The organism is Brevundimonas sp. AJA228-03, from assembly GCF_017795885.1.
In the GTDB taxonomy this organism is placed as follows: Bacteria; Pseudomonadota; Alphaproteobacteria; order Caulobacterales; family Caulobacteraceae; genus Brevundimonas.
This window is the reverse complement of record NZ_CP059297.1, coordinates 1,787,088-1,804,452: the sequence shown is the minus strand read 5'-3', so window position 1 is coordinate 1,804,452 and position 17,365 is coordinate 1,787,088. Positions and strand designations below refer to the sequence as shown.

Sequence of the window (17,365 nt, the reverse complement as noted above, 5' to 3'; positions counted from 1 at the left end):
AACGGATGCTGTCGGGTCGCCGGCTCGATCTGCTGGATCCCTCCCCCTTCGACATCGAGATCGAGGATATCGCCCACGGTCTGGCCCGCGTCGCCCGCTGGAACGGTCAGACGATCGGCGAGCACGCCTTCTCCGTCGCCCAGCACAGTTGCGTGGTCGAGGAGATCGCGGCCCACTTGAAGCCGGGCCTGGAACCCGGATGGCGTCTGGCCGCCCTGCTGCACGACGCATCCGAATACGTCATCGGCGACATGATCTCGCCCTTCAAGGCGGCGCTGGGCGTCAGCTATAAGAGCTTCGAGGCCCGGCTGGAGGATGCCATCCACGTCCGCTTCGGCCTGCCGCCCAGGACGCCGCAGCCGATCAGGACGCTGATCAAGGCCGCAGACAAGGCCTGCGCCTTCTTCGAGGCGACCCAGCTGGCCGGCTTCACGGAAAAGGAATCGCTGCGCTTTTTCGGCGCACCGCCGGCCGATTACCACCTCACGATTGACCCCCTGCCCGCCCCGGCCGCCCAGGCGCGGTATCTGGAACGCTATCGCGTTCTGGCGGAGGCGACCGGCGGCCTGCCGGGTCCCGACGCCTGGCACACGGAATAGCCGATGTCCTGGGGCGGAGAGCACGGCGTTCGCATCAGCCTCTCGGCGGTTGTCATGGCCGTGCGCGGCGGCCGTCTGTCGGTGCTGACGACCGAGGATGCGAACGGCGACCTGGCCCTTCCTTCCGGCCCTTTCGATCCCGTCCATGACCGGACGTTCGAGCGCGCGCTGCGGGCCTTCGTGACGGATCAGACAGGCTTCGGGCTTGGTTTCGTGGAACAACTCTACACCTTCGGCGACGCAGGCCGAAGCGCGCCGCGCGCGACGCCGGGCCCGGACCAGCAGCGCGAAATCTCGGTCGGTTACCTGGCCCTGACCGCCGATGCCGTCGATGTCGCTCCGCCCGGGGCCCGATGGACCTCGGTGCTGGAGGTCTTTCCCTGGGAAGACCGGCGCCAGGCCGGCACGCCCGAAGTCCTTGGCGCTGCGCTCAGGGCCTGGGCCGAGGCCGATGCCCGTCGCGAGACCCGCTACGAACCCCTGTTCGCCCCCGGCCCAAACCTGCGATGGGACGAAGGGGCCGTACTCGACCGCTACGAGCTGTTGTATGAGGCCGGGCTGGTGGCAGAGGCCCTTCGCGATGGTCAGGATACCACCCCACCGACGCTCGGCGACCGGCCGATGTCCTCCGATCATCGCCGCATCCTGGCCACCGGTCTGGGTCGGTTGCGGAGCAAGCTCCGCTATCGCCCGGTCCTGTTCGAGCTGATGCCGCAGACCTTCACCCTGTCCGGCCTGCAGGCGGCGGCCGAGGCCGTCGTCGGCCTCAATCTGCACAAGCAGAACTTCCGTCGCGGTGTCGAACGCACCGGCCTGGTCGAGGCGACGGGCCGGCTGTCGACCGGCACGGGAGGCCGTCCGGCCGAGCTGTTCCGGTTCACGGGCGCGGGCGTCCAGGACGGCCAGGCCCCCGGTCTCGCCCTGCCTGCGCTTCGCTGACAGCGGCCTTCATATTCCGGCTTGCGGTCCAGCCCCCGCCCCATTAGAGAAGCCGCTCGCTTTCGACCGAGCGTTCCTACGGCCCCGCGGAGAGGTGGCAGAGTGGTCGAATGTACCGCACTCGAAATGCGGCGTGCCTGGAAGGGTACCGTGGGTTCGAATCCCACCCTCTCCGCCACTTCCTGAAAAAAGACCGTAAAAACAACGGTTCAATTCAGATCTTGTTGGCCACCACCGATAACTGGTACCATCTAATGGTCCACATAGTTCGCTGTGGTGACGCCTTTCACTTCGGGTCGAGCCCAAAGTGACAGACCTTGGGGTTCGCCGCGTTTCGCGGAAGCCGTCCCCGCACCTTCTTTGTAGAAACGGCATCTTCGGTGTTGTCAGCGTAAGTTTCAAAGCCTGTACTTAGGCCCATTTCGGAGGCGGTGAGCCCACGAAAAAGCGAAAAAATTCAGCAGACGATGATCAGTCAATCGACCCGAACAGCTTGCCTGTTAGGCCCAAAATTCAACTGAAGTCACCAATTGTGGCTTTACCCTGACAACACCTCTCGGCCCACCCCCGGGTGAACAACCTTCATGGCGTCGACAGCTAGGGTAGCGGTCCACGACTTTCAGAAAGCAGATCGGTGCCACGATCGGGCGAGGCGTCCTTCCAGCGTACCGAGCCGACGGGACGCTCCAGCATACGTCTGATCCGAACAGGCGTTTCCGGATCCAGTAAAGCCCGGCTTTCGTCCAGCCCCTCGCGGCCGGATCCCTCGCCCCGGTGAACCAGGTGCTGGTAGTCGTTCCAGGTCGGAGCATGAAAGCGCTCTGTCCAGAGTGTCGCGTCTGTAATGTCGCGCGCGATCGACCAGCCGTAGCCTCCGGTGCGCTGGCGATAGCGACGGACCTTCTGCATCACCTCGTAGAAGGCCCGGGCGTTCTCGACCGGTACGACATAGTCGAGCTCGATCACGATCGGCCCGCTGCGAGGCGTGATCTCCAGGCCGATGACCGGGGCAGCCCGGTCGAGCGATCGCTCCTCAGGCGCGCGAGACAGATCGGGCAGGCGCAACCAGAAGCCGACCAGCACCGATGCGATCATCAGGCACCCGGAGATTAGGAGGGTCTGGCTGACGCCAACTTCCTCTGCACACCGGCCCCAGGCCCAGGCCCCCAGTGCGACGCCACCTGCGACCGTCGCCTGAAAGATCGCCAGGGCCCGGCCGGCGACCCAGCGCGGTGCCGCCACCTGGATCGAGATGCTGTAGAGCGTCAGGACACTTGTCCAGGCCACCCCTGCGATCAGCAATGCAAGCACAGTGACCGCCTCGTTTCGGCTGACGGCCGTCACCAGTATCGCGGCTCCCGTGATGCCTGCCGAGAGCCGGCTTGAGGTTTCGGTCGTGAACCTTCTGCGCAGGTCCGGCAGGATGATGGCCCCGCCGACGGCACCCATGCCGAACGCCCCCAGCAAAACGCCATAGACCGGCGCGCCGCCTTGCAGGAGTTGACGAGCGATCAGCGGCATCAGGGCCGGAACGACGCCACCGATCAGCCCGAACAGGGCGGAGCGGGCAATAAACATGCGGTGCGAAGGGGCGTAGCGGATGAACCGGACGCCAGAAACGATGGCGCGCCAGAACGTCTCCGGTGCCAGTCTTGAAGGCTCCTGCTGCCGTTTCCAGAACACCAGGACGATCAGCAAGGGCACATAGAAGACGGCGTTTGCCACGAAGGCGCCGATGGCACCCACAGCAGCGACGATGACGCCGCCGATAGCAGGACCAAAACTTCTGGCCACGTTGAAGCTGATCCCGTTCAGCGCGATGGCCGACGGCAGGGCCTCGTTCGGCACCTGTTCCGACACGGACGCCTGCCAGGCCGGGCCGAACACCGCCATCCCGCAGCCCACAATGAAGCAGAAGCCGAGCAGGATCGGCGGCGTCAGCAGACCCAGCAGGGTGACAACGCACAGACCAATCGCCCCGGCCAGGGCGAAAGACAGGGCCCCGATGCAGACAAGACGCCTGTCAAACATGTCTGATAGCGCGCCGGCCGGCAGGGCGATCAACATGATCGGCAGCAAGAGGGCGGTCTGGACCAGTGCCACCATTGTGGCGTCATCGGTCAAGCGGCTCATGCTCCATGCGGCGCCTACGCCCTGGATCAGAATGCCGAAATTCGAAAGCAGGCTGGCTGACCAGATCCGCCGGAAGACCGGCACACGCAGAGGCGTCAGCAGTCCTTCCGCCTGCATTGCGCTGACCATACCGTTCCTTCCAACGCATTGCTCAAAGAGCGGAAATTGCGAACCTAGCGCACTCTGACGGTACGCTTGGAAAACATCAGACAGCCGGAAAGCGTGGTCGACGACGAGCTGTCAATCCAGGACCCTAGCATGACAAGAGGCGTTGAACGGAACGCTCTCGGCCATCTTTTGTTCTGATTGACGTCTTTCGTTCTGATATCAGTAGTTGAGCCGAACCATTTCCAGGAGTGTCAATGGCCCCTTCACCCCCCGCCGAGCGCGATACTGACCTGGTCAACGGCAGGCCTCGCATCAAGGGGCCCATCGATGGACGTCCGACATTGATGCTCACGGCGTTCGATCTCGCCGCCCTCGGGTACCAGGTCGACGAATACGAGATGTCGGGCATAGCCGCTTCCTACAGGATGCAAGGCCCGAGGCGGCGTCACGGTCACTGGAACGTCGGCCCCCACCGCTCCGCGCCCTACGCGACGCGCATCGTCGTCATTCGACCGACCAGGCTGTCAGACTTCAACGGGACCGTACTCGTGGAGTGGCTGAACGTCAGCGCCGGCGCCGATACCGCGCCAGAATGGGGATATCTTCACCGGGAGATCGTCCGCAGCGGCTATGCGTGGGTCGGCGTGTCGGCTCAAAAAGCGGGTATCGACGGTGGCGGGTTGATGTCCTTTCCAGGGATGGAGCCGCTGAAGAAGGCCCAGCCCGAACGGTACGCGGACTTGAACCATCCCGGTGACGCTTTCTGCTACGACATCTTCACCCAGGTCGCGCATGCTCTGCGCAACGAGCCGGAACGCCTGCTTGGCTCCCGGGAAATCAATTCGCTGATCGCTGTAGGCGAATCCCAGTCGGCGGGACGCCTGACGACCTACATCAATGCCGTTGCGCCTCTCGAACAGGCCTTCAACGGCTACCTCGTCCATTCCCGTTTCGGGGGTGCGCCCGGGCTGGGCAAGTCATCAGTGCTCTCGGCGTTGCTTGGCGCGCTGCAGCCCGTGCATCTGCGAACCGACACACCCGTGCCAATCCTGAATTTCATCACCGAGACCGACCTGATGATGAAACGGTTCGGATATCTTCCCGCCCGTCAGCCGGATCACGACCGATTGAGAACCTGGGAGGTCGCTGGCACAGCCCACGCCGACACCTATGTCATGGGCGCATCGCTGATCGACAGCGGGACATTGTCCCCGGAGGACATGGCAGACGCCATGGCACCGACCCGCAATCTTCTGGGTCTGACTCTTCCCGGAGACATCAACGCCGCTCCGCAGCATCACTACATCATGATGGCGGCGCTCTCGGCGCTGAACCAATGGGTCACGACAGGCGAAAGTCCTCCAGCAGGGGAAAGATTGACACTTGAGGCCGGCCAGTCTCCCAGACTGAAGCTCGACCGTTTCGGCAATGCCCTTGGTGGAGTCCGCTCGCCCTGGATGGATGTGCCGACCTGCCGATTGTCCGGTATGGCGATTGAGAAGAGCCGGATGGGGGCCCTGTTCGGCTCGACGGCGCCCCTCGATCCCGCCAGCTTGTCGCGGCTCTATCCGGCCGGTCGCGCGCACTATCTTGCGAAGTTCAGCGAGGCGCTGGCAGCCGCGATTTCGGCGGGCTTCATCCTGTCCCGGGATCGCACCGAGATCGAAGCCCTGGCGGCGGCCAGCTATCCCGGTTGATCAGAATCCAGCGACTTACCGTCCGCGTCGGAGCGGATGCCTTCCAGCAGCAGTGTCAGGATGCGCGGTGCTCGGACCCGGCGCTCCTCAAGTCCCCATCGCCTCAAAGCCGATCCCGCCATAACCGTCAGATCCAGCAGGTCGGTCTCGTCCAGATCCTGACGGACAACGCCTGAACGACGCGCGGCCTCCAGAGGACGCCGACAGATCGCGACGAACCGCGCCAGTAATGGAGCCGGCACGATCAGGTCGCTGTCCAGCAGCGGCGCGACGTCGACATCCTGGTTGATCATGGTGCGGATCAGCGCCAGCAGCCCTTCCGGCTGGTCCGCGAGATCGGCAGCCTGAGCTTGGAGCTCGTCAAGATTGCGTTCCAGCAGAGCCACGACCAGGTCGATCCGCTCCGGGAAATGCCGATACAGCGTGCCTCGGCCAACGCCCGCCCGTCGAGCGATCTCGACCAAGGGAGCTTCGATGCCGTCTTTCGCGAACACCTCCGTCGCTGCGTCAAGCAGGGCGGCCCGGTGACGGATCACGTCCCTGCGGATCGAAGATTTCGGAACAGAGGCCGCACTTTTGTTCAAAACGGACATTGATGTACTATTTTTTCGGGTGGATAGTCGTCGCTTGGAACCACGACCGGCGCAAGCGTCGCGGACCACACAAGGGACGGAAACCGTGCAGGACCAATTCGACTACATCGTCATCGGTGCAGGGTCGGCAGGCTGCGTGCTCGCTAACCGATTGTCGGCCGACCCCGCCAACTCGGTGTTGCTGGTCGAGAGCGGGCCATCCGACGACAACCTGTTTGTCCGCATGCCGCGCGGGATCGGCGTCCTGCTGACCCCGGGAAACGAGCGGCTTTTCACCTATGAGGCACGCCAGGGCGGCAATCGCCGATCCGAGACCTGGGTCAAGGGACGGACGCTCGGCGGATCAAGTTCGGTCAACGGGATGGTCTACATCCGCGGCGCGCCGCGAGACTTCGATGGCTGGGAGGCCGCTGGCTGCACGGGCTGGGGCTGGGAGGCTATGCGTCGCCGGTTCATCGAACTCGAAGACCACGAGCTCGGCGCGGGTCCGGATCGCGGCGTGGGAGGCCCCCTCAAGATAACCGTGCCGGAGTTTGGTGATCCCATGAGCGAGGCCTTGATCTCGGGCGCGGGGGAGCTCGGCACGCCACGTTCGCGCGACATCAATGACCTGGCTTCCGTCGATGACGGCGGGTTCGGATACCAGCCCGTCACAATCCATGGGGGATCGCGCTTCAGCGCGGCCCGGGCCTTTATCCACCCCATCCGCAAACGTGCCAATCTGACTATCGTGAGCGAGACCCATGCCGTCCGGCTCCTGTTCCAGGGAACGCGCGTGGTCGGTGCCCGGCTGCGCTCCAAGGACGGCGAGCGCGACGTGACCTGCAGGCGCGAAGTCATTCTCAGCGCGGGTGCGATCGAAACGCCCAGGCTACTGCAGCTGTCAGGAATCGGTCCACGTGAACTACTGACCTCACTGGGTATCGATGTCGTCGTCGAAGCGCCCGAAGTCGGCAAAAATCTGATCGAGCATCGCTACCTCTCGCTCCAGTATCGGAGCCGGGCACCGAGCCAGAACGAGAAACTGCGCGGGCCGGCGATGCTGGGCGGCCTCCTGACCTATCTGTTCGCGGGCAAGGGCCCCATGACGCGTGGAGCCTATGAGGGCGGGGGCTTCATCAAGACCGACCCTGCGCTGGAACATCCCGACATCCAGATCGGCGTGGGTCTCTTCTCGATGGCGGAGATGGGCCTGTCACTTGACGGTACCAAGGCAACAAAGCCAGGCGAGACGCCCAAGCCACCAAAGTTGCAGGTCGATTCTGCTCCGGGTGTCTCTGTCGGCGGCTATTTCACCCAGCCCAGGAGCCGCGGCGAGATGCGGATCCAGTCTGCGGACCCGGACACGCCCCCGATCATCGACGCCAACTATTTCGCGCACCCCGACGACCGCCGACACTCGATCGCGATGGTTCGGTGGATCCGGCGCCTGATGGAGACCGAAGCCGTTCGCCCTCTGATCGTCGAGGAACTGGTGCCCGGACCGGCCTGCCAGACGGACGACGAGATCATCGATGCTTTCCTTGATCTTGGCACGACAGCCTTTCACGTCGCGGGCACCTGCCGGATGGGGTCAGACGCACAGTCCGTGGTCGATCCCCGGCTTCGCGTCCGCGGTGTCAGCGGACTGCGTGTCATGGACACCTCGGTGATGCCTACCCTGGTGTCCGGCAACACCAATGCCGCCACCCAGGCCATGGCCTTGAATGCGGCCGACCTGATCCTCGAAGACGCGGCCTGAAGCGAGCCCCCTGCCCCATTCTCTGGAGACTGCGACCGTGGCCATCCCCTTCACCGATATCACCAGCCTCTACATCGACGGACGATGGGTACCGGGCGACGAACCGGCCGAGGCGGTCCTGAACCCCGCGACGGAAGAGATCATCGGCCACGCGCCGGTCGGCGGCGTTGGCCTGGCTGACGCCGCCGTCGATGCCGCCCGGCGGGCCTTCGACAAGGGTCCCTGGCCCTTCATGTCGATGGCGGAGCGGGTGGCTGTCATGACGCGCCTGCACGCCGCCCTCGAGGCCCGAAAAGCCCGGATCGCGGCCCTTATCGTTGCCGAGGTCGGATGCTCTCAGGGCATCACCTGGGCCATGCAGGTCCAGGCTCCGCTCGACCATTTCCGCGACGCCATGGTCCATGCCATGCGGGACACGACCGTCCAGTTGCCGATCGAGGCCACTCCCAATCCGATGAACCCGGAAGGCCCCCAGATCCTGGGCGGAACGACTGTTGTGCGCGAACCCGTCGGCGTGATCGCAGGGATCACCGGCTACAACTTCCCCTTCCTGTTAAACTTGTCGAAGATCGGCCCGGTCCTGCTGGCCGGCAACACCCTGATCCTGAAACCCTCTGCCTTCACGCCGTTCTCGGCCCTGCTGTTCGGCGAGGCGGCTGATGAAGCGGGTCTGCCCCCCGGTGTGCTCAACATCGTCAATGGCGGTCCCGAGGTCGGCCAGTTGCTGACCACTGATCCGCGCGTCGACATGGTCAGCTTTACAGGTTCCGAAGCCGTTGGCGCCGCGATTATGGCCCAAGCCTCGCCCACATTGAAACGCGTCCACCTGGAACTCGGCGGCAAATCTGCGCTCATTATCCGCCATGACGCCGACGTGCAAAAGGCGGCCATGACCGTGGTCGGTATGCTGTCGGTCAATGCGGGACAGGGATGCGCCCTGCTGACGCGCCTTCTGGTCCACAACAGCATCCGCCCGGCCTTCGTCGAAACCGTCAAGGCCTTCGCCGCCATGTGGAAGATCGGCGATCCGGCCGATCCCAGCGTCATGATGGGGCCGCTGATCCGCGAATCCCAACGCGCCAAGGTCGAACATTATATCCAGATGGGTCTCGATTCCGGAGCCCGATTGATCCACGGCGGCGGACGACCGGCGGGCCTGGACAAGGGTTTCTTCACTGAACTGACCCTGTTCGACGACGTCGATAACAGCTCGGTCATCGCCCAGGACGAGATCTTCGGACCCGTCGGCTGCATCATCGGCTTCGACACCGACGACGAGGCGATCCAGATCGCCAACGATTCTCGCTACGGCCTGAACGGCGGCATCGAAACCGCCGACGCCGCGACCGGATACGCCATGGCGCGTCGCATTCGGGCCGGCAGCGTGATGATCAACGGCGGCACCGGCAAGATGAGCTTCGCCCCTATCGGCGGCTACAAGCGGTCAGGTGTCGGTCGCGAATACGGGCCGGACTGGCTCAAGGAGTTCACCCAGGAAAAATCAATCTTCTATCCGGTCGGTCGCTGAGGCGGCGCCCGCGACAAGGCTCAGGCCCCGCCGGCCATCGGCGGATCAAACGAGGCGCGAGGCCGACCCAATGGCCCGCCTAAGGGAGACTGAAGACATGGCTGACCCTTTCGCCGCGCCGAACCGGCGCACCCTGTTCGGTGCAGCGGCCCTCGCCGCCGGCGCTGCACTCTCGACCGAGGCCATGGCCTCCTCTGGAACTGTGGCACAGACCACGCTCGACGCCCCGTCCAGCCCGGGGTTCCCGATCGTTGACACCACTTCCGGCAAGGTGCGCGGCCAGACCAACGGCGATGTGCGTCAGTTCAAGGGCATCCCCTATGGCGCGCCGACCGGCGGTCGCGACCGCTTCATGCCGCCCCGCAAGCCCGAGCCCTGGACAGGCGTCCGTGACGCCCTTGGGTTCGGCCCGGTCAGTCCCCAGACCCTGATCGACCTGCGTGCCGACCTGGCCATGCTGGTGCAGTGGGACCGTCAGGAAGGCGGCATGGGGGAGAGCCCTCTGCACCTCAATATCTGGACCCAGGGTCTCGACGACGGCAAGAAGCGGCCGGTGCTGGTCTCGATCCATGGCGGCGGTTTCGAGAGCGGATCGGGCAATGCGCCCGGGTTCGACGGGGCCCAGCTGGCCCGCTACGGCGATGTCGTTGTCGTGACCGTAAGCCACAGACTGGCCAGCTTCGGCTATATCAACCTTGCCGATAACGGCGCGCCGGCCGAGTTCGCATCGGCCGGTGTGACCGGCATCATGGACCTTGTGCTATCGCTGGAATGGGTCCGCGACAACATCGCGGACTTTGGCGGGGATCCGGCCAATGTGACGATTTTCGGCCAGTCCGGAGGCGGCTACAAGACGACCGTATTGCTGGCGACGCCCGCCGCCAAGGGCCTTTTCCATCGGGCGATGGTTCAGAGTGGCTCGGCCTTGAAGCTGACGGAACGTGAAGCATCGGCCCGAACCGCAGCGGCTCTGCTCAACCACCTGGGGATCGACAGGAGCCGCATCGCGGATCTTCAGCAGGTGCCTTGGACGACTTTGCTTGAGGCCCAGACGGCGGTGGCGGCCATGCCGACCGGCGGGCGGTTCTCACCGGTGCTCGACGGCGCGTACCTGCCTCACCATCCCTTCGATCCGGGCGGCCCGGCGGAGTCGGCCGACATCCCCATGATCATCTCGACGACGCTCGAGGACGGGGGCCTAATGAGCTTCAACTGGGATCTGGATGAAGCCGGCCTGAAGGCCCAGATGGCAGCCAGGCTCGGCCCGCTGGGCGATCAGGCCGTTGCCCTCTATCGCGCCCGCTATCCGAACAAATCGCCCTTCCTCATTCAGGCCCAGATCGCGACCGATGCCGGTTTCCGCAAGAACGCCATCCTCCAGGCCGAGCGCAAGGCAGCCCAGAGCCCGGGCAAGGTGTGGATGTACCAATGGGACTGGGAAACGCCGGCCTATGACGGAAAATTCGGCGCCATCCATGGGATCGACGTCTCGGCCTCATTCCACAACTACCGCGACGGCATGGTCGGGTGCGGCGTGGCGTCGGGGCGGCTGATGTGTGACCGGCTGGCCTCAACCCTGATCGCCTTCGCCCGGACGGGAAATCCAAACAACGACCAGATCCCGGTCTGGCCCGCCTATGACGCCCGGACACGCGCCACGATGATTTTCGACAACGAGATGCGGGTCGAGAACGATCCACGATCGGAGATCCTCGGGTTCTGGAACAGCCTGCCGGCGCCGACCGCAGCACGCTGAAAGTCTCAGGGTTCGTCGGAGACCCGTGTCCATTCCAGATAGATGCGCCGCGCGCGCGGCGCATCGCCTTTGGAAAGAGCCTCAAACAGAAGTTTCGGCGAGCGGACTACCCGCTCCGCCGACTGCGGAGATGCGACAGATACAATCGACAGAAAGAGCTCCAGCGCGCCATCTCCCGACAGGGCACCCAGTTGATCAAAGACGTGAGACGACGTCGCCTGTTTCAGCGTGCAGTCGCGATCTCCCGGCGCGCGTTCACAGAAAGCGCTCAGCGACTTGAGTATCAGTTGACGACGAAACGACGCCAGGTCCTCCGGCGCGATCGCCGTCTGTCCGAGGAATTGCGTTGCGCGTTCGATCGCTTTTGATGAATCGGGCATCGTGATGACGAGGCCGCCGGATCGTCCTCTGTCCATGCGGACGACAGAGTTCTGCTCGAGGATACGCACAGCCTGTCGAAGTGTGCCTACCGTCACCCCGTATCGCGCCAACAAGTCACCCGCCCCGCCGATCCGTGCGCCAGGCTGCCAGCCCAGCCGACGAACGTCACGCAACAACTCGCGTGCGAGGCGCTCGGCCGGGCTCGACGGACCTCGCGTTTGCGGGTCCGATTCGATCGGGGGAACGAGACGATTGTCTCGATCCATGGCGCTCCAGGCGTCCTGGCTCTCGCGGATCACGTCCAGTTGTCGACGACGCAGGTCGAACAGGGCGGCGACGTCGCCCGCCATCTGCGCTTCGACCATCTCCAGCAAGGCGTCCCACCAGGCGCGCTGGAAGTCCTGACCCCCAGCAACAACGCTGTCGGGTGCCAGATCCTGGCCATAGTCGGCAGTCACCTGGTAGGCGAGACCGGCCAGCGGGTCCTTGACCAGCCGTCTGATGGCACCCAGCAGATCCTTGATTTCGTTGGCGCGCGGCAGGCTGGCTGAAGCATTCTGGCTGAGCCGTCTGGCAAGGTGACGGACGCGTTCGCATTCAGCCAGATCGAGCCGAGGCGTCGACGTCAGAAAGACGTGGGTGTCCGTCGCGTTCAGCAGGCGATCCAGGGCATGCGGTCCCTGCATCCGGCTCTCCAGCAGGATGGCGAGGGCGCGACCCGCAGACTGTGGGTCGGGAGGCGAGACGATCAGTCCCCCGCCCGCCCCGCGTTTCATGGTCGCTACGCCGCGTTCGTCGAGGATGCGAACGGCCTGACGCAGGACCGAGCGGCCGGTATCGTGTCTGGACCGCAGGTCCTGCTCGGACGCGACAAGCTGACCCGCTTTCAGACCCGATGCCCGGATCATCTCCGTCAACTGGAGGGCGAGCTGGACTGCGGCAGGATCGGTGGGCACGCCTGCGGTTCTTCGTCCGTTTCCGGTCAGAGGGGTCAACACCTTATCGAACAGGACGCCAACGTACCCATCCCCGATCGTCAAGGCATCCGACGAAACACTGAAGCCGCCGATCGATATGCCATCCGGGACGACCCGGAAAGCAAATATCGATCGGCGGCCTCAGGCCGGTGCGCCTGAGATCAGATCAGTTGCCGAAGTCGTACCGCAGTTCCACGCCGAAGAAACGCGGCTGTCCGTAGAGATAGGAGGCGGTGCCGAACTGGCTGGTCAGTTGGTTGTTGGTGCCGGTGATATACTCCTCGTCCGTAAGGTTGCGGACGTAGGCAGCGACGCTGACGTTGCTGTCGTTCACGTTGCGCCAGTCCGCGCGCAGATCCACTTTGGTATATCCGTCAACATTGGTGCCCAAGCTCGACAGGGCAACAAGCGCATTACCGTTGGGCACGTTCGCCGGATCGGTAGCGATACCTGTCTGGTAGTAGATCGGTGCGGAAATCGACAGGTCGCCCATCCCGTTGGCCAAAGCGAATTCAACCCGCGGCGTGAACGTCAGCTGATGCTCGGGCGTGTTGGGGAACCGGCTACTGGAGAGATCTCCCAGTAGCGCATCGGTGTAACTGTCGTATTGCGCATCCAGGTAGGTGTATTGCAGGGTCGCACTGAGCCAGGGAGTCGGCGCGACGATAAGATCGAGATCGATGCCTGCGATGGTGCCCGCCGCCGCGTTCCGCGTCACGGTCGATGCGGGCACTGTGGCCAGGTTAACGAACCGCTGGATGTCGGTGTAGTCATCGTAGAAGATGTTGACGGCATACCGGACTTGCGTATCGCCGAAGAACTGCTCGCCCTTCACCCCGACCTCGTAGTCGGTGACTTCTTCCGGTCGGAACTGCGCGTCGGCCGGATTGATGGCGTTGGCATTGAAACCGCCGCTCTTGAAGCCACGTCGCACCGTCGCATAGACACTCAAGTCCGGGCTGAACTCATACCGGGCTGCGACGTTCCAGGTAGTGGCCTGGAACTCCACGGCCAGCCGCGGCCCTGCCGCCGCAGTCAATCCTGTAGGATAGGGCGTCAAGGGCGAGAACAAGAGGAAGGTCTGACCGGGACCACTGGTCCGTTCATCGGTCGTATCGCGCACGCCGGCGGTCAGGGTCAGTTGATCTGTCAGGGCAATGTCGAACTGCCCGTAGAAGGCCTCGCTTCCCGACGTGGACTGGTTGAAGTTCACCGCACCGATAACCCCGCCAGCTGGCAGAAGGCCGGGAATGCGCACAAACTGCTGGGTGTCGAAAGCGATCCGAAGCGGACTGCTGTTGTCCTCAGTAAAGTAGCCGACGACGCCGTCGATGCGCCCGAAGTTGAACTGAGCCTGAAATTCCTCGGTTGTGCTTGTATTGTCAGGTCCGGTCGGGTTGGTGACGTGGAGGACAGTTAGGGGGCTGCCGTCGAGATCGTAGGATTGACCTTGGGCGAAGTCCCGTTTGCTGTAGATGTTCTTCAGGGTCAGATAATCATTGATCCGCCAGGTCGTTGTGTTGATCCAGCCTTGGCTTTCCAGGCGGATAAAGTCGGGCTGATAGTTGGCGGCCAACCTCCGGGGACCCCAGGCGATCTGCTGAGCGACAGCGCCCTGAAGCTGGGCGAAGATATTCGCGTTGGAGAATGTCGGCACCGCGACGCGCAGTTGCAGGCCCGAACCTCCCTCATCGACGCTGACATCTTGATACAGGAACGTGTTCTCGAACCCGTCAAAAGGCCGAGCTGTCAGGCTGATGCGCCAAGCTTGGCGGTTCTCGTCGTCAAGATAGTCGCCGTTGACGGTGTTCTCCGTATAGCCGTCTCGGTTCAGGAACTGGCCGGCGACCCGAAATGTCAGACGATCACCCAGGATCGGCCCGCCGACACCGAACTCCAGATCCCGTCGCTGATAGTTGCCAGCGCGGGCGATCACGTAGCCGTTGAAAGTATCTGACGGGGCTTTCGGCGCGAAGAGGATCGCACCGCCGGTGGTGTTCCGGCCGAACAGGGTGCCCTGCGGCCCCTTCAGGACCTGGATGCCCTGCAGATCGAAGATGGCGTCGCCAAACGACGGCACTTCGGCGAAATACGGCACGACGCCGGGGGAATTCTGACCAAAAGTCTGGCCTTGGCCGCGGATTGAATAGGTGATGTTGTTACGGTTGGCGGTCGTGTTCTGGACGCTGAGGCCGGGCGCGACCTGTCCGAGGTCATTGGCCTCGCGAACTCCTTTTTCCTGAAGAACTTCCTCGCTGAGCGCGGTAACGGCCAGCGGTACGTCCTGAAGATTCTCCTCGCGGCGACGGGCGGTAACGACGACGTCGTCCAGTCTGGAAGCTTGGCTGGGCTCGTCGGTCGCGGGCTCTGCTTGCTGAGCGACCGCAAGCGACGGGGCCGTGAGACAGGTCGCGAACATAAGACCGGCGAGACCAGCCTTTCGCGCAATGTACCATTTATCGGTGACGAAAACGTGCATAATTATCTAATCTCCCCGTGCCGGCCGCGCCCCTATGGACGTTTGGTGAGATGATCCCCCGCCGTGCATTGAACAAAACTGTCTCATATGTTTAGAAACTCGGCAAGAACATTCGTCTGGCATCAGAATTCCGATTTTCCAAACTGACGGCCCGGCGCGCCTATGCGGTCACCCTTTCAGCTTTGTTCCGATGAGAGAATAGTTGACCGATGTCAGAATGACTGCATAGAGTGGGCCATCGGTCGCAGATCCGGGGCCCAAAGCGGTCACAGATTGGGAAGAACGCTCATGTTGGATGCTGCCGAAAAGCTGGCGTTGGACACCCGGGGGTATGTCGTTCGGGACAGCTACTTCGGAGCTCCGTACATCGATCGCGACGAGTGGCGCGAGAAGCCCTACCCCCATCGCAACGTGCATGGCGGATTCGAGAACACCGACACCCGATTCACCTTCTACTTCCCGGCTGTAGAGGAATGGGGGGGGCGGATGTATCATCCCCTAGAGGGGGCCCATGCCGGTCACGAGGAAGCCTTCGCAGGGGCCATGGGTGCCCTGCTCGGCGGCCTCGACATGATGGTCAAGCTGGGCGGTTACATGGTCGAGTCGAACTCGGGCCACATCGGCGACGACATTGATCCCCGGGCGGGCATCGACCCCGGTCTCTACGGATATCGCGCCAGCGTCGAGAGTGCGCGGTTCTCGAAGTACATCTGCAAACAAGTTTTAGGCCGCGAACCCGACTACAGCTACGTCTGGGGCGGCAGCGGCGGTGGCCGCCGGTCACCGCTGTGCCTGGAGTATGGCGGCGGAGTCTATGACGGTGCCTTGCCTTTCATGGGCGGCGGAAATGTAGAGCCGCATGGGACGAACTCGCGGGTCCGCAGCGAACAGCCGTTTTCATTCGGCAGCATGTTCAATGTCCAGCGCCTGTTGCGCGGCGACAAGCTGGAGGGCGTCATCGACGCCATGGCTCCCGGCGGCACAGGCGATCCCTTTGCGGGCCTGACCCAGCACGAACGCGAGGAACTGGCCAACCTGTACCGGCTCGGATACCCGCGCGGCGACGAGTTCATGATCGCCAAGCCCATGGGCCAGATCTGGCTGTGGTGTTCGATCGCCGGCATGTTGCTCGAGGAAGACGCCGACTATTTCACCAACTTCTGGACCCAGCCTGGCTACATTGGCCACGACCGTCCCGAGGTGGTCGCAGACGACCTGATCGACGTCAACCTTCCGATCACCCGCATCATCACCGCCCAGGACCTGATGGGCGAGGAGTTCGCCGGGGCCGAGTACGCCGACTCCAAGGCGATGATCATGCTGATGGCGTCCAGCAGCGGCGCCTGGGATCTGCCGGTCGCGATCGAGGTCAAGGGCCTGACCGGCGGCTACAGCACCGGATGCGGCGTCAGGATCGACAGCGGCGCCGTCGCGGGACGGCAGCTATTCTGCACCCGCGCGGTCGGCGACATCTGGTTCTGCGACGGGCGCGCAGACGCCAACATCCTGCGCTTCCGCGGGGTCGAGGTCGGCGACAGCGTCCACCTCGACAACCACGCCTTCCTCGCCTTCTGCTACGCCTACCGGCACCATCTTTCCGAAGACCCGCTGAACGATTTCCTGCGCGTGGACGGCCAGCCGATCTATCCCCAGCACGGCGTGCCGGTGCAGTCGCCCCTGATGGGCGTGCCCTATTCCGGTCAGTACGAGGGCAAGTTGCTGTGGGTTCACCACACCCACGACGCCTCGCTGTGGCCGCCCCAGGGCGTGATCTACAAGCGCGCGGTCGAAGAGGCGCAAGGGCCCGACAGGCTGCGCGAGAAGTTTCGCCTGCAATGGACCCAGAACGCCGAACACGTTCCGCCGATGCTGCTGCCGACCAATCCCAAACGCGCCACGACGACCTGGTTGATTGATTACATGCCCGTGATCGAACAGGGACTGGTCGATCTGGCGGCCTGGGTCGAACAGGGCGTGCCTCCGGCCGAGACGACCTATGCCTTCTCCGACGGCAAGGTCACCCTGCCCCCCTCTGCCGGGGAACGCGGCGGTATCCAGCCGGTCGTCGAGGTCACCGCCAACGGCGCCGTCCGAGCGGACGTCAGGGTTGGCGAGCCGGTTACTCTGACAGTCCACGCCGAGGCGCCCGAGGGTGCGGGAACCTTTACCCAGGCGCAGTGGGATCTCGACGCCAGCGGCGCCTTTTCGCTCAAGGCCGACGTGGCACCCGGCCAGACCGAACTGACCCTGTCCACGACGACGGCCTTCGACAAGCCCGGCGTCTATTTCGTCACCTGCCGGGTGCGGCTGAACCGTCACGGCGATCCGGCGGCCCGCAGACAGATCGAAAACCTCGCCTCGGCCAGGGTCGTGGTCACCTGAGTCCAAGACGGCGGACGGGTCCAAGGCGGCCCCGATTTTTTCCAATACCCGG

11 protein-coding genes and 1 tRNA gene are annotated in these 17,365 nt (G+C 63.9%); 8 read left to right on the top strand and 4 right to left on the bottom strand.

Going from position 1 to position 17,365, the window contains the following annotated elements; all coding sequences use genetic code 11:
• Nucleotides 1-5: 5 nt before the first annotated feature.
• The 3 genes from HZ989_RS08855 to HZ989_RS08845 all read left to right on the top strand — a co-directional run bounded on the left by HZ989_RS08855 (nucleotide 6) and on the right by HZ989_RS08845 (nucleotide 1,716).
• Entirely contained in the window at nucleotides 6-599 is a 594-nt protein-coding gene (locus HZ989_RS08855; RefSeq protein WP_209323082.1) for a YfbR-like 5'-deoxynucleotidase, read from the top strand.
• Nucleotides 600-602: 3 nt separating this feature from the next.
• Nucleotides 603-1,538 (top strand): NAD regulator, encoded by a 936-nt coding sequence (locus HZ989_RS08850; protein ID WP_209320494.1) that lies wholly within the window; start codon nucleotides 603-605, stop codon nucleotides 1,536-1,538.
• An 88-nt stretch (nucleotides 1,539-1,626) separates the two neighbouring features.
• A tRNA-Ser gene (locus HZ989_RS08845) sits at nucleotides 1,627-1,716 on the top strand.
• Nucleotides 1,717-2,135: 419 nt separating this feature from the next.
• Here the strand turns inward: HZ989_RS08845 and HZ989_RS08840 are convergent.
• Complete coding sequence (locus HZ989_RS08840) at nucleotides 2,136-3,800, bottom strand: MFS transporter (protein ID WP_209320493.1); 1,665 nt, start codon at nucleotides 3,798-3,800, stop codon at nucleotides 2,136-2,138.
• A gap of 233 nt (nucleotides 3,801-4,033) precedes the next feature.
• Between HZ989_RS08840 and HZ989_RS08835 the strand changes: the two genes are divergently transcribed.
• Nucleotides 4,034-5,476: an alpha/beta hydrolase domain-containing protein gene (locus HZ989_RS08835; RefSeq protein ID WP_209320492.1), complete on the top strand. Its 1,443-nt coding sequence runs from the start codon at nucleotides 4,034-4,036 to the stop codon at nucleotides 5,474-5,476.
• Here the strand turns inward: HZ989_RS08835 and HZ989_RS08830 are convergent.
• On the bottom strand, nucleotides 5,464-6,069 hold the full coding sequence (locus tag HZ989_RS08830) for a TetR/AcrR family transcriptional regulator (protein WP_209320491.1): 606 nt from the start codon (nucleotides 6,067-6,069) through the stop codon (nucleotides 5,464-5,466). The two genes, HZ989_RS08835 and HZ989_RS08830, sit on opposite strands and share 13 nt — an antisense overlap.
• An 85-nt stretch (nucleotides 6,070-6,154) precedes the next feature.
• Between HZ989_RS08830 and HZ989_RS08825 the strand changes: the two genes are divergently transcribed.
• From HZ989_RS08825 to HZ989_RS08815, 3 genes are all read left to right on the top strand, one after another.
• Nucleotides 6,155-7,810, top strand: coding sequence for a GMC family oxidoreductase (locus HZ989_RS08825; RefSeq protein ID WP_209320490.1), 1,656 nt, complete (start codon nucleotides 6,155-6,157; stop codon nucleotides 7,808-7,810).
• Between the two features lie 37 nt (nucleotides 7,811-7,847).
• A complete protein-coding gene (locus HZ989_RS08820) occupies nucleotides 7,848-9,338 on the top strand; it encodes an aldehyde dehydrogenase family protein (protein ID WP_209320489.1) in 1,491 nt (496 codons plus the stop codon).
• Nucleotides 9,339-9,435: 97 nt separating this feature from the next.
• Nucleotides 9,436-11,094, top strand: coding sequence for a carboxylesterase/lipase family protein (locus HZ989_RS08815; protein ID WP_209320488.1), 1,659 nt, complete (start codon nucleotides 9,436-9,438; stop codon nucleotides 11,092-11,094).
• A 5-nt stretch (nucleotides 11,095-11,099) separates the two neighbouring features.
• On the opposite strand, the gene HZ989_RS08810 is transcribed toward HZ989_RS08815, so the two are convergent.
• Nucleotides 11,100-12,161 carry a GntR family transcriptional regulator gene (locus tag HZ989_RS08810; RefSeq protein WP_245162520.1) on the bottom strand — a complete coding sequence of 354 codons (1,062 nt, stop codon included), beginning with the start codon at nucleotides 12,159-12,161 and terminating at the stop codon, nucleotides 11,100-11,102.
• A gap of 457 nt (nucleotides 12,162-12,618) precedes the next feature.
• Nucleotides 12,619-14,931 carry a TonB-dependent receptor gene (locus HZ989_RS08805; protein WP_209320486.1) on the bottom strand — a complete coding sequence of 771 codons (2,313 nt, stop codon included), beginning with the start codon at nucleotides 14,929-14,931 and terminating at the stop codon, nucleotides 12,619-12,621.
• 288 nt (nucleotides 14,932-15,219) lie between these two features.
• Between HZ989_RS08805 and HZ989_RS08800 the strand changes: the two genes are divergently transcribed.
• Nucleotides 15,220-17,313: a tannase/feruloyl esterase family alpha/beta hydrolase gene (locus tag HZ989_RS08800; protein WP_209320485.1), complete on the top strand. Its 2,094-nt coding sequence runs from the start codon at nucleotides 15,220-15,222 to the stop codon at nucleotides 17,311-17,313.
• Nucleotides 17,314-17,365 lie beyond the last annotated feature (52 nt).